Raw genomic sequence first — 12828 nt, forward strand, 5'->3', positions numbered from 1 at the left:
GTCGATTTCCCGACCCCGTTCGGCCCCAATAGACCCACTCGTGCCCCTGCCTCAACGCTCAATTCCAAACGCTGTAACAGTGGGATATCGCTATAGCCGATGCTGACCCCTTCTAACCGCACCAAAGGCGAGGGTTGGCTATCTGGATCGCGGAATTCAAACGAAAACGGCGAATCGACTTGGGCGCACGCCACTCGCTCTAAGCGTTCCAACGCTTTGACACGACTTTGTGCTTGTCGGGCTTTGGTGGCTTTGGCTTTGAAGCGGCGGATAAAGTTTTCGAGGTGGGCAATTTGTTTTTGTTGCGCTGAATACAGGGCGGCCTCACGTGCCAGCCGCTCGGCGCGTGCCCGTTCGTAGTCGCTATAACCCCCAGTGTAAAGCGTGATTTTGCCGCTGGCGACTTCGGCAATGTGGCTGGTAACCGTGTCGAGAAAATCATGATCATGGGAAATCAGCAACAAAGTGCCCGGGTAACGGGTGAGCCAATCTTCCAACCACAACACCGCTTCTAAATCGAGGTGGTTAGTTGGTTCATCGAGTAACAGCAAATCAGAACGACACATCAACGCTTGTGCCAAATTTAAACGCATTCGCCAACCACCAGAAAAACTGGCTACCGGTTGCTGTTGTGCCGTTTCTGAAAAACCTAACCCTGCCAACAAACGCGCTGCGCGGGCTGGCGCTGCATAGCCATCAATGCGTGCCATTTCATCATGCAGATGACCGATGGCCTCTCCATCGTGCCGCGCTTCGGCATCGGCCAGTGCCACTTCCAACTGGCGCAATTCCTTATCGCCATCCAGTGCATAATCCAAGGCGGAACTGTTCAGAGCTGGGGTTTCTTGGGCAACATGGGCAATCACCCATGCGGCAGGTAAGCTACATTCACCAGCATCTTGGTGTAATTCGGCCCGCAACAGACCAAATAGGCTGGATTTACCCACGCCATTTTTACCGACTACCCCCACCCGTTGGCCGGGGTGGACGGTCAATTGTGCTTCTTGTAAGACCACCTTGTTGCCACGGCGGAGCGTGATATTTTTAAGCTGAATCATGCGGCATCCTGTGGTGGATTAAGGCGCGGCAGGCTGGCCAGTTCCCAACGAGGGAACACGCTAAAGCCAGCAGCGGGACGGGCATATTGCAGGCGCATGGCACCGGCGAGGGCAATCATGGCGCCGTTGTCAGTGCATAACGACAGCGGCGGATAAAACACATCGATATGCTGCTTGGCGGCAAATTGATTGAGTGCTTCGCGTAGTTGACGGTTGGCACCGACCCCACCAGCAACCACCAACCGCCGTAAACCGCTTTGTTTTAATGCAGCGGCGGATTTATGCAGAAGCACATCCACCACTGCATCCTGAAAGGCGCGGCAAATGTCAGCGCGTGTGGTGTCATCTATCGCACCGTGTTGTTCTTGTTGGCGTACTAAGGTCAACACCGCTGTTTTTAAACCAGAAAAACTCATGTCCAAGTGACTGCTTTTCAGCATCGGACGTGGCAGGCTAAAGCGGTTCGGATCGCCTTGTTCGGCCAATTTTGATAATGCAGGGCCACCCGGATAAGGTAAACCCAGCAGTTTTGCTGTTTTATCAAACGCTTCGCCAGCGGCATCATCGAGGGTTTCCCCCAGTGTTTCGTATTGGCCAATGCCATGCACCGCCATTAACTGGGTATGCCCCCCCGACACCAGCAAAGCCACAAACGGAAATTCGGGGCGAGGATCGGCCAGCATCGGCGATAAGAGATGGCCTTCGAGGTGATGCACTGCAATCACTGGAATATCAAGGCCAAACGCTAAACCATTGGCGATAGCCGAACCGACCAACAGCGCCCCCCCTAAACCCGGGCCAGCGGTGTAGGCGATCGCGTCGAGGTCTGCTAGGGTTTTTTGCGCCTGTTGCAGACATTCCCGCGTTAAAGGCAACACACGGCGAATGTGATCGCGGCTGGCCAATTCTGGCACCACGCCGCCATATTCTGCGTGCATCGCCATTTGTGTATGTAGCGCATGGCTCAGTAAACCGTGTTCGGTATCGTATAAAGCCACGCCAGTTTCATCACAAGATGATTCAATTCCAAGCACTAACATAACGTGTCCTATGCGCTTTGCTGTTCCAACACAAATCGGGCGCCAGAGTCTTGTCCCAAGTGCTGAACAAGATAAGGCAAGGTATCTGCGAGCTGTTGTGCCAGTGTCCACGGCGGATTGAGGATAAACATACCGCTACCGTGCATCCCAAAACCATCGCTGGCCGGACTTTGCACATGCAATTCAGCGCGCAACCAGCTTTTTACGGGGAGCTGTTTGAGTTGTTCTGGTAAATCGCGGGCATCAAATCGCTGCAAACAGGGATACCACACCGCATACACCCCATTGGCAAATCGTTTGAGCGCGTCTTGTAGCGAACTGACCACCCGCTGATAGTCTTTTTTATCTTCATAGGGTGGGTCGATCAGCACCAAGGCGCGTCGTGGTGGCGGAGGGAGTACCGCTTTTAATCCAGCAAACCCATCTTTCTGTTCGCTACGCACGCGAGGGTCGCAGATGTTTTGTGCCAGCAGGGGGAAATCTGTTGGATGTAACTCGAATAAGCGCAGGTGTTCGCTGTCGCGTGCGGCTTGTAATGAAAACCAAGGTGAACCCGGGTAATAGCGTAGCTCGTCATCACCATGTAGGTTTTTCACCAGATCCACATAATTTGCTAACAGCGGCGGCAGGTCTTGACGTGACCATAAACGGGCAATGCCATCCCGCCATTCCGCCGTTTTTAAGGCAAAGTCAGAGTCTAAGACATAGCCACCGGCACCAGCGTGGGTATCCACCACCCAAAATGGTTTGTCTTTTTGTTTGAGATAGTCCAACAAAGCCAGTTGGATAGTGTGTTTGAGCACATCGGCGTGGTTGCCGGCGTGGAAAGCGTGACGATAGCTGAGCATGCAAGACCAAAAAAACGGGCAAGAAAGCAAAGGATTGTACCCGATGCCTGCTTGCCCGCGCACAGCGCAATTGTGCTTAATACCGAGGGCGTCGGCTACTGACTCCCCACAACACGGCACCAATCACAATCATGGGTAACGACAACCATTGTCCCATCGACAAATTCATTGCCAACAAACCGAGAAAATCATCCGGCTCGCGCGCAAATTCGGCGATAAAACGGAAGCTGCCATAGCCGATTAAGAATAACGCCGAGACGCAGCCAACCGGTTTGGGTCGATTGGAATAGCCCCACAAAATCAGGAATAACAACACGCCTTCGAGGGCGAATTGATAGAGCTGTGAGGGATGACGGGGCAAGCCGCCATATTGGCTCATCCACTCGATCAGCGTTGGGTTGTGCATGGCGGTGCGTAAGTCTTCGTGATAGGCCTGTGGAAAGACCATTGCCCATGCTGAGTCGGGTGTGGTAACCCGTCCCCACAATTCGCCATTGATGAAATTACCAATCCGCCCTGTGGCCAGTCCAAGCGGTACCAGTGGTGCAATAAAGTCGGTGACTTGGAGAAAGCTGAGGCGATATTTGCGCGCACACAACGCCATCGCCACCAACACCCCCAAAAAGCCACCATGAAACGCCATGCCACCTTCCCAGACTTTGAGAATGGATAGCGGGTCGGCAAGATATTCCGCCGGCTTGTAGAACACAACATAGCCAAGACGACCGCCAAGAATGACGCCGAGAATGCCATAGAACAACAGGTCGTCTAGCATCGGTCGGGTAAAGACGCTGTAACCGCGTTTAATCCGCACACTGCCCAACACAATGAACAGCACAAAACCCACCAGATACATCAGCCCGTACCAACGAATGGCAAGTGGGCCAAGGCTCACGGCGATAGGATCAAATTGAGGATGAATCAGCACAGACACCTCGTGACAAAAGAAAGAGGCGGCATCTTATCATTTCCGCTTAGAGGATGGTTTGTGCCAAGGGGTGAGTTGTTATATCGTCAGCACATGGAAAAAAATCACATGGCGTTTCCTGCCGACTTATCGATTTGGCGACAACAAATTGCTTCTTCATTGGCTTCGTGGTTAGCAGAACGTTGCGAAGGTGCGATTGCTGTTGATTGTCAGGGACAGGTTATTTGGATTAATGAAACCTACCTTGAGGCGTTGGCTTTGCCGCTGCAGCAAGTGTTGGGTCGTCCGATTGCCGAACTCACCCCTCATACTAGGATGCCAGAGGTCTTAGCCACTGGTGAACCCGTATTACTCGATATTTTTACGGTAGGTGAGCGTTCATTCATTATTTCACGGGTACCAGTCAAAGATGAAAGAGGACGAATTGTCGGTGCGATTGGTTTTGCTTTGTATGAAACCCGTCAACATTTGAAACCATTGTTAGCTAAGTTTAGACGTCTAGAGGCTGAGTTAGCGTCGGTGAGACAGGCTTTAACTCGGAGTCGAGCTACTAAATATTCGCTCTCTGACATCATTGGTCATGGAGCAGTGATGCAAGAAACGAAACGTCGGGCACGGCGTGTTGCTCGGGGGCAAGGGGCTGTTTTGCTATTAGGTGAAACAGGAACAGGTAAAGAATTATTTGCTCATGCGATTCATACTGAAAGTGCACGTTCAGCTGGGCCATTCGTCGCGCTTAATGTAGCGGCGATTCCTGAAACTTTATTAGAGAGCGAATTGTTTGGGGCTGTAGGAGGTGCCTATACTGGCGCTGACCGGCGTGGTCGCGAAGGAAAAATTAAGCTTGCAGAGGGCGGAAGCTTGTTTTTGGATGAAATTGGCGATTTGCCCTTATCCCTTCAAGCTAAACTCTTGCGAGTTTTACAAGAAAAGGAGTTTGAGGCCTTAGGGTCGAATCAGGTTCAACACATTGATGTGCGTATTATCACAGCAACCAGTCGAGATTTGGTAACGATGGTACACAATGGACAATTTCGTGCCGATCTATATTACCGTTTGAACGTCTTACCTCTGACTTTACCTCCCCTACGACAACGTCGAGAAGATCTGCCTGCGCTTTGTGAGCACATCTTGGCACGTATTGCTGATCACACAGGAGAAGTCCCACGCGACATTGATCCACAAGGTTTAGCATGGCTAACACGCTATGATTGGCCGGGCAATCTGCGTGAGCTATGGAATGTGTTGGAGCAAGCTGTGACCTTGTTTGATACGTTAACTCTCGGTGTGAATGAGTTACAAACAGTGCTACCCCAAGCTTCTGACTCGATTTCTCCCACTACCGTTTCTCTGACTCTACAACAACAACTGGCTGAATGTGAACGGCGGGTCATTTGTGATGCGTTGGCAACTCATCGGGGCAATGTTTTTGCTGCGGCAAAACAACTTGGGATTGGACGTGCCACGTTATATAAAAAAATCCAATATCATCAAATCACGTCATCTTCCCCTTCTCTGTAGTCTCATAAAAGAGATAGTTTGTCTCCGTTTGTAGAATTTAAATAAACTTTAATATTCAACGTGTTATGTTTTTTTGATATTTTTCTTGTCTTTGTTAGAGACAAAAGACGCTTAAGCATATCTATTTTTTGAATTAAAACAAACACTTGAAAAGCTGGCCTGTTTTTTGCGATAGCCTGAACACCGTATCACGGTGATATAACGATAAATTCAGGAGAAATGATGAAGAAAACATGGCCAGTGATTTGGCTTAGCGCTGGATTATTTCCTACGTGGGTACAAGCAGACGTTCAGTTATACGGCAAGATCAATTTGGCATTTGAAACCATTGCTGCCAAAGGTGCAAAAGACGGTCGTGATATCGAATCAATGCAGCGTGTGACCAGCAATCTATCTTATATGGGCTTTCGTGGAAGCGAAGATTTAGGGCATGGATTGAGTGCGATTTGGCAAGTTGAACAGGACATTAATCCAGATGAATGTCGTCAATGTGGCTTTGCCAATCGCAACAGCTATGTTGGATTAAAGGGACAATGGGGCCGTTTGCTAGCAGGGAGACACGACATCTATTGGACGTCGCATATCCCTGGTATGGATCGGCGGATTATCAGCACCGGTATTGCTGGTTCTATTCTTTCCTTATTTGGGACGTTCGGTGGGTATGCACCACGCGCAGATCGTCCTACTGCACCGCTAACTGGCGGTCGAGCCCCAAATGTTTTGCGTTATGAGACGCCGAGTTGGTATGGGGTATCGAGTACCCTCAGTTTCTCCACCGCAGAAAAACAGGGGGTAAGCCAAAGTGATCCTTGGGCAGTACAGGGCGAGCTTGATTATAAAGACGCTAAGTTAGCTGCTAACGTTGTGTGGTTGGAAAGTCGTGATAGCAATGGTTTTCTGGGTAGCGGTTATACCCATTATCCACCGTCGATGACAGTTGAGGGGACACGTTCGCGAGCCGTGAAAGCGGTGGCGATGTATCACTTTGGCTCAGGTACCGTGTTAGGTGTTGGTTTTGAACGCCTAGAAACGCGGTTTCCCGAAGGGAAAGTCAGTCGAAATGCTTATGGCGTTCATCTTGGCCAAACCTTCAGCCCTGCTGCTTATATGGGAGTCCATCTTGGGCAGGCCGATGATGTTGAGAGTCATGTCAGTGGTGGTGCGACCACACAGGACACAGGTGCCCGCTTTATCAGCCTAATTGGTAGCTACTCGTTGTCAAAACGTACGCTACTGTTTGCAGAATATGCTCGTATCCTGAATGACAGCAATGCGGCATACACCTTTGTGTCGACGGCTAACTTAAACGACAGCACGGTCGGACGTGTTGCTGGCAAAGGCGCTGACCCCCGTACATTGATGGTCGGTATCAACCATACTTTCTAACCCTGCTCAAGGAAAATCATGACTGCTTACACGTATCCACTGTTACTCAAACAACTTTGGCACACTCCATTACAACAAACTGCGGCACAAGAAATTGTCTATCGTGGCACCACCCGCCATACCTATCAACAGACTTGGCAGCGTATTCAGCAACTTGCTTTAATGTTAAGCGCACAAGGGGTGGTGATGGGGGACACGGTTGCAGTGATGGATTGGGATAGCCATCGTTATTTAGAATGCTATTTTGCAGTGCCATCGTTGGGTGCGACACTATTCAATGTCAATGTGCGTCTTGCTTCTGATCAGGTGTTGTACACACTGAATCATGCAGAACCAAAAGTGTTGTTGCTTAATCGAGAGTTCTTACCGGTGATTGAACATATTGCGGCCCAACTCACGTCGGTAAAAACGTTTATTTTGCTAGACGACGAAGGCGGTGCTTGTCAATCTAGCTTACCGTGGGCAGGAGAATATGAGGCACTATTAGCCGAATATGCTGGAAAATGCTTTATTTTCCCTGATTTCGATGAGAATACACGCGCGACTTTATTTTATACCACTGGCACAACAGGACTGCCAAAAGGTGTTTATTTCTCACATCGACAGTTAGTCTTACACACCTTAAGCAGCGCATTGGCGTTGGGAAGTGCCGCAGCACATGGGCGCTTGCATAGAGAAGATGTCTATATGCCAATTACTCCCATGTTCCATGTTCATGCGTGGGGATTACCGTATGTTGCCACGCTATTAGGTATCAAACAGGTTTATCCCGGACGTTATTTAGCAGATCACTTATTACATTTGATTGAACAAGAGCATGTGACTTTCTCACAATGTGTGCCGACTATTTTGCATATGTTGTTGAAAAATCCGCTTGCTGAACGCACGACACGTCTGCGTGGCTTAAAAATGGTGATTGGTGGATCGGCTTTGCCTTCAGGTTTGGCGGTAGAGGCGGCTCGTTTTGGGATGGATGTTTTTACGGGTTATGGGATGTCTGAAACTTGCCCAATCCTAACCTTGGCACATTTGAGTTCTGCAGAATTAGCGTTATCAGCAGAAAAACAGGTTCCTCTGCGTGCTCGAACGGGTCAAACGATTCCTCTTGTTGATTTGCGTGTGGTAAGTCCAGAAATGCAGTCGGTTATTCAAGACGACAAAACACCTGGCGAAGTAGTTGTGCGTAGTCCTTGGCTGACACAGGGTTATTACAAAAATATTGAGGCTAGTGCTGATTTATGGGCAGGGGGATACCTGCATACCAATGATATTGGTGTGATGGATGTGCGTGGTTCGCTACGGATTACTGATCGTTTAAAAGATGTGATTAAGACAGGTGGCGAGTGGATCTCTTCCCTAGAACTAGAATCCCGTATCTCGGAACATCCTGCTGTCAGTGAAGTGGCGGTGGTAGCGGTGCCTGATGCTAAATGGGGAGAGCGACCTATGGCCTTAGTGGTATTGAAACCCAAGCAGATATGTACAGTAGACGTTTTACGTACGTATTTGTTGCAAGTGGTTGAGGCTGGTCATTTGTCCAAGTGGGCTGTTCCGGATGAAATTCGTTTTGTCGATACGTTAGAACATACCAGCGTAGGCAAATTAAATAAGGTAGCACTGCGTAAACAATACTGTTAATTACCGATCAGTTTTGCGATGGGGCAGTCGATAATAGGCTTTTGTGGAGGTCATAATCATGAGGATTGCCCCTTCTTTATTGTCTTCGCGGGTGGTGGTGACACCGGCGAGTGATGAGCGTGTGTCTCGTTCGACACCACGCCAGAGCCATCTAGCAGAAGCGATAGCACAAGAAAAAGTGTCGGTATCGCAACAGGCTTTGCAAAAACTGCGTGCAGCGCTCGAAGAAATTGATGAGCAAAAGAAACAGTTATTGGCACAACAGCGACAAGAAGAAAAATCGCGTGCGATGGCGCGGGTGGCAGAGTTAAAACAGCGTTTAGAGATGTTGCAAAAACTGGCCGTTGGTTTGCCACCGGCAGCGGCGAAAGCATTGGCGGCACAGTTAAAAGACATCGCACAGCAGTTGCGCGGTGCTGTGCAGCAATATGCTTCGGCAGGTGGAGGGGAGAGTCCTTCATTGCAGGTCAGCGTGAGTGGTGGACAAGAGGCGCAAACAGGGCAGAATGCTGCTACAGCCAATACTGCCACACCCGAAGCCGCTTTGAGTGCGGCAAATCAAGCGGTGGATAAGGCAGAAGCGGTGGATAAAACACAGACCGAGACTGGCGCGGCGGCAGAAGAAGCTGATCCAGCCGAGGCGGATACCCCTCGAGTGACGGTGTCGTATGGGGATGCTGCTAATCAGCAAGAAAAAGCCCTCGATCAACAATTCCGCCAGTTGGTTGCCGAAGCCACGCAAAGGTTAAAAGCGTTGGCCGCTTTGTTAAAAGCAGCGATGAATCAGCAAGATCGTCAGCAGCTGTCGAAAGAATTAAACACTGAACTCAATCTGATTGCCGAATTAACCTCACAAATTGACAGCTAGGCCAAGATATTTTTTTGTTTCAACTCGGCGTAGACTGCTTGTCTTTGCTTGAGTGGGAATAAGACGATGTCGCAAAAATCTGCTGGCCTTCCGCCACAGGGATTGTTGTTGCTCGCCGCATTGGCATTGGGTTGGGGGCTAAATTGGCCGGTGATGAAAATTGTCTTGCAAGACATTCCACCACTGTTTTTTCGTGGCAGTTGTTTGTTATTGGGCGGTTTAGGGGTGTTGGCGCTGGCGCGGCGGCAGCAATCGTTGGCGATTCCCTCTCAGTATTGGCGGCAGCTGGGATGGCTAACGCTGTTTAATATTATTGGATGGAATGCGTTAGCGATTTATGGCGTGGCGTTGTTGCCATCTGGACGTGCTGCGTTGTTGGGCTACACCATGCCGTTGTGGAGTGTGTTGTTATCGGTGTGGATTTTGCGTGAACCCTTGACCCTGCGTTTGTTGTTAGCTTTGTTATTGGGTTTGAGTGGGGTGTTTGTGTTGATGGGGGGGAGTGTCCAGACCTTGTTGCAGGCGCCAACGGGTGTGTTGTGTATGGTCGGGGCGGCGTGGAGTTGGGCATTGGGTGTGGTGTTGATGAAGCGGTTTGTGTTGCCGGTGAATACAACGGTGTTAACCGGTTGGATGATGTTGTTAGGCAGTGCGCCGATGTTGTTGGGGGCGTTGTGCTTCGAGGTGGACAGCCTGCGTTGGCCTTCGTTATGGCCGGCGTTGGGGATGGTGTATAACGTGACAGTGGCGTTTATGTTTTGCTATTGGGCGTGGAATCGGATTGTGATGATGGTGCCAGTGGCGGTGTCGTCTTTGTCATCGTTGATTACACCGTTGATTGGGGTGGTGGGTGGGGCGTTGTTGTTGGGTGAGCAACCGGGCTGGCAAGAGGGGTTGGCGGCGGTGTTGATTTTGGCGGCGGTGGCGGTGGTGTCGTTGCGGCGGTCTTAAATCAGAGAAGTCTTTTGGAAAAGGCACATGGTAATGTGCCTTTTTTTATGTCTGTCGGGGAAGAGTCGAGCTAATGATACCCCGCTACCCGCCGCATGATGTCTTTCCAGATCATTTCCCCCTCTGTTCCCACACTATCAAACACACTTTCTAATAATGTTCGTTGTTCTGCGCTAAGACGGGCAAGGAGGGTTTGGCCTTGTGGGCTGAGGGTGAGTTGTTTGCTACGGCGGTCGTGCTCAGCGGCAGTACTGAGGATATAGCCTTGTTCGGTGAGCTGGCGCAAAGGCGCGTGCAACGCTTGTTTACTGACTGCCAAAATCGATAACAGCTGTTGAATCGTGAGCTGTGGATAACGACCGATAAAAAATAAAATGCGGTGATGAACTCGTTGCAGGCCATATTCTGCCAATATCTCATCTGCTCTCGCGGTAAAATTTCTAAAAGCATAAAAAAACAGTTCAATTGCCTCGTCGGGCTGGTTGGGGTGAGAGGGTGAATTTTGGTCAAGCATATTGACTTTCTTTTTCGATTATCCGCATTATTACGTCAATTATGTTGACGTAAAAGGTGAGATGATGGCGTTTTCTCAACGAGTTGCACAACTCAAATCTTCTTTAATCCGCGATATTTTGGCTGCCGCACAACAGCCAGACGTGATTTCCTTCGCCGGTGGCTTGCCCGATCCGGCTTTGTTGTTCTGGCATGAATCGGAATCACCCTTGCCCAAACAACTGGCGCAATATGGCCCCAGCGAAGGCGAACCGGCATTGCGCGAATATGTTGCTAACTATGCACGGCAACAACTGGGCATTGACTGTCAGGCACAGCAAGTGCTGATTTTGTCCGGTTCGCAACAAGGGATTGATCTGGTCTCCAAGCTGTTTATCGACCCCCACACCCCCATTATCACCGAGTCGCCCACTTATCTGGCGGCGTTGCAATGCTTTGAATTTTTTGGTGCAGATATCACGGGGATTCCGCTGTCGCCGACGGGTATCGACTTGCCACGCTTACAACAGGCATTACAACAACAGCCAGCCTTTACCTATTTAATCCCGACTTTCCAAAACCCTGCCGCCAGTTGTTACGATGCCGAACATCGGCAACAGGTGGTGCAGGCCTTACAAGCGGCGCGGGTGCCGTTGATTGAAGACGATCCCTATCGTGATTTGGTGTATGACGAAGTCGAAAGACGGCCCTTGTGTGCCCAGATGACCGCCGACGATAGCTGGGTGTATCTTGGGACATTCTCGAAAACCCTTGCCCCCGGCCTGCGGATTGGCTTTTTAATTGCCTCGCCCGACTTATTTCCACATTTGCTGCGCTTAAAACAAGCCGCCGACTTACACAGCAGCCGCCTTGGGCAATATTTGGTGTTGCAGGCGGTGAGTTCGGACAGCTATCAAAGCCATTTGCACACCCTACAACAACACTACCGGCAAAAACGTGATGTGATGCAACGCGCACTCCAAGCTGAGTTGTCAGACATCGCCGATTGGCAATGTCCTGCTGGTGGTTTGTTCTTTTGGCTGACGTTAAAAGAGCGTTTAGACACCCGCCTATTACTGCCCGATTGGTTGAAACAAGGCTTGGCCGTGATGCCGGGTGAGGCGTTTTATCCAGAAAACCAAGTCGAGCTTGGTCATCTGCGTTTGAACTTTAGCCACGCCAGCGAACAGGCGATTGAAATTGGGGTGGCGCGATTGGCTGCGGGGTTGAGAAAAGCATTAGATGACTAGCTGAACTAAACGAGAAAACGGCGGCTTGCTTTGCCAAATAAATAAGGGACGATTTTCGGATCGTCCCTTTCTTTTTGACAAGCTTGCCACGCCACATGTTTTGGTTCGGTTGATTACACTCGGCTCATCTGCTCTCAACCAAAGGAATGGATTGATGCCATCACCTAAAAGATAGTCCCGCTGCTGTTATCTGGTCTTATCAGTTGATATCCATTTTCTTTTGAGAGGCACCACCATGTTATTTGACCACACCGCCAATTTCAAAACCCGCCAATCCTATCAGGAGCCGTCTATGCACGCAAATAACCCTTTATCCGCCATCATTGATTCGGTTATGAAAGATCAACAGATTTCGGAAGAATCGAAAAACATTATTTTGCGTAATTTAACTCAGCTCAAAAACACCAAGGTGAATATTTTAATCACCGGTGCGACTGGTTGCGGTAAATCGTCCACGATTAACGCGCTATTTAATACCGAAGTGGCAAAAGTTGGGCAGGGGGTCGATCCTGAAACGATGGATATTACCCAATACGAGCTGGAAAACATCATTCTTTTTGACTCGCCCGGATTGGGTGATGGCAAAGAAGCTGACCGTCGCCATTCGAAAAACATCACTGATTTGTTGCTGAAACGCGAGGCTGACGGCAATTTGTTGATTGATTTGGTGTTGGTGATTCTCGATGGCAGCAGCCGTGATTTAGGCACGTCGTTTGAGCTCATTGAAAACGTGATTATTCCAAGCTTGGGCAGTGATACCAGTCGCTTATTGATTGCTATCAATCAGGCGGATATGGCGATGAAAGGACGGTTTTGGGATAAAGAAAACAACCAACCCGAACCACAAT

At 49.8% G+C, this 12828-nt stretch carries 12 protein-coding genes; 7 read left to right on the plus strand and 5 right to left on the minus strand.

Features of this window, described 5'->3' with window-relative positions; all coding sequences use genetic code 11:
* The 4 genes from ACTBZS_RS10010 to lgt form a co-directional block, all read right to left on the minus strand.
* The coding region (locus ACTBZS_RS10010) for an ABC-F family ATP-binding cassette domain-containing protein (RefSeq protein ID WP_463044014.1) at positions 1-1058 on the minus strand (1058 nt) is incomplete at its 3' end.
* On the minus strand, positions 1055-2098 hold the full coding sequence (gene tsaD, locus ACTBZS_RS10015) for a tRNA (adenosine(37)-N6)-threonylcarbamoyltransferase complex transferase subunit TsaD (RefSeq protein ID WP_463044015.1): 1044 nt from the start codon (positions 2096-2098) through the stop codon (positions 1055-1057). The genes tsaD and ACTBZS_RS10010, both read right to left, overlap by 4 nt.
* Before the next feature lie 8 nt (positions 2099-2106).
* On the minus strand, positions 2107-2946 hold the full coding sequence (locus ACTBZS_RS10020; protein ID WP_460429916.1) for a 23S rRNA (adenine(2030)-N(6))-methyltransferase RlmJ: 840 nt from the start codon (positions 2944-2946) through the stop codon (positions 2107-2109).
* A gap of 76 nt (positions 2947-3022) precedes the next feature.
* Positions 3023-3874 carry a prolipoprotein diacylglyceryl transferase gene (lgt, locus tag ACTBZS_RS10025; RefSeq protein WP_463044016.1) on the minus strand — a complete coding sequence of 284 codons (852 nt, stop codon included), beginning with the start codon at positions 3872-3874 and terminating at the stop codon, positions 3023-3025.
* Positions 3875-3982: 108 nt separating this feature from the next.
* Between lgt and ACTBZS_RS10030 the strand changes: the two genes are divergently transcribed.
* From ACTBZS_RS10030 to ACTBZS_RS10050, 5 genes are all read left to right on the plus strand, one after another.
* Complete coding sequence (locus ACTBZS_RS10030) at positions 3983-5395, plus strand: sigma-54 interaction domain-containing protein (protein WP_463044017.1); 1413 nt, start codon at positions 3983-3985, stop codon at positions 5393-5395.
* Between the two features lie 222 nt (positions 5396-5617).
* The gene (locus ACTBZS_RS10035) at positions 5618-6781 is read left to right on the plus strand and encodes a porin (protein ID WP_463044018.1); all 1164 of its coding nucleotides are present in this window, start codon (positions 5618-5620) and stop codon (positions 6779-6781) included.
* A gap of 18 nt (positions 6782-6799) precedes the next feature.
* A complete protein-coding gene (locus ACTBZS_RS10040; RefSeq protein ID WP_463044019.1) occupies positions 6800-8419 on the plus strand; it encodes a fatty acid--CoA ligase in 1620 nt (539 codons plus the stop codon).
* A 58-nt stretch (positions 8420-8477) separates the two neighbouring features.
* A complete protein-coding gene (locus ACTBZS_RS10045) occupies positions 8478-9287 on the plus strand; it encodes a hypothetical protein (RefSeq protein ID WP_463044020.1) in 810 nt (269 codons plus the stop codon).
* 66 nt (positions 9288-9353) lie between these two features.
* On the plus strand, positions 9354-10238 hold the full coding sequence (locus ACTBZS_RS10050; protein ID WP_463044021.1) for a DMT family transporter: 885 nt from the start codon (positions 9354-9356) through the stop codon (positions 10236-10238).
* 70 nt (positions 10239-10308) lie between these two features.
* On the opposite strand, the gene ACTBZS_RS10055 is transcribed toward ACTBZS_RS10050, so the two are convergent.
* On the minus strand, positions 10309-10752 hold the full coding sequence (locus ACTBZS_RS10055; RefSeq protein ID WP_460429923.1) for a MarR family winged helix-turn-helix transcriptional regulator: 444 nt from the start codon (positions 10750-10752) through the stop codon (positions 10309-10311).
* A 64-nt stretch (positions 10753-10816) separates the two neighbouring features.
* Here ACTBZS_RS10055 and ACTBZS_RS10060 point away from each other — a divergent pair, with 64 nt between their 5' ends.
* Both ACTBZS_RS10060 and ACTBZS_RS10065 read left to right on the plus strand, forming a co-directional pair.
* Positions 10817-11980, plus strand: coding sequence for an aminotransferase-like domain-containing protein (locus tag ACTBZS_RS10060; protein WP_463044022.1), 1164 nt, complete (start codon positions 10817-10819; stop codon positions 11978-11980).
* Positions 11981-12272: 292 nt separating this feature from the next.
* The coding region (locus ACTBZS_RS10065; protein ID WP_463044023.1) for a GTPase family protein at positions 12273-12828 on the plus strand (556 nt) is incomplete at its 3' end.

The organism is Aquaspirillum sp. (assembly GCF_055136605.1).

What these genes read in the sequence shown, in the direction of transcription:
- tsaD (WP_463044015.1), bottom strand. Translation starts at nt 2,098, where the DNA reads ATGTTAGTGCTTGGAATTGAATCATCTTGTGATGAAACTGGCGTGGCT.
- ACTBZS_RS10020 (WP_460429916.1), bottom strand. Translation starts at nt 2,946, where the DNA reads ATGCTCAGCTATCGTCACGCTTTCCACGCCGGCAACCACGCCGATGTG.
- ACTBZS_RS10030 (WP_463044017.1), top strand. Translation starts at nt 3,983, where the DNA reads ATGGCGTTTCCTGCCGACTTATCGATTTGGCGACAACAAATTGCTTCT.
- ACTBZS_RS10035 (WP_463044018.1), top strand. Translation starts at nt 5,618, where the DNA reads ATGAAGAAAACATGGCCAGTGATTTGGCTTAGCGCTGGATTATTTCCT.
- ACTBZS_RS10040 (WP_463044019.1), top strand. Translation starts at nt 6,800, where the DNA reads ATGACTGCTTACACGTATCCACTGTTACTCAAACAACTTTGGCACACT.
- ACTBZS_RS10045 (WP_463044020.1), top strand. Translation starts at nt 8,478, where the DNA reads ATGAGGATTGCCCCTTCTTTATTGTCTTCGCGGGTGGTGGTGACACCG.
- ACTBZS_RS10050 (WP_463044021.1), top strand. Translation starts at nt 9,354, where the DNA reads ATGTCGCAAAAATCTGCTGGCCTTCCGCCACAGGGATTGTTGTTGCTC.
- ACTBZS_RS10055 (WP_460429923.1), bottom strand. Translation starts at nt 10,752, where the DNA reads ATGCTTGACCAAAATTCACCCTCTCACCCCAACCAGCCCGACGAGGCA.
- ACTBZS_RS10060 (WP_463044022.1), top strand. Translation starts at nt 10,817, where the DNA reads ATGGCGTTTTCTCAACGAGTTGCACAACTCAAATCTTCTTTAATCCGC.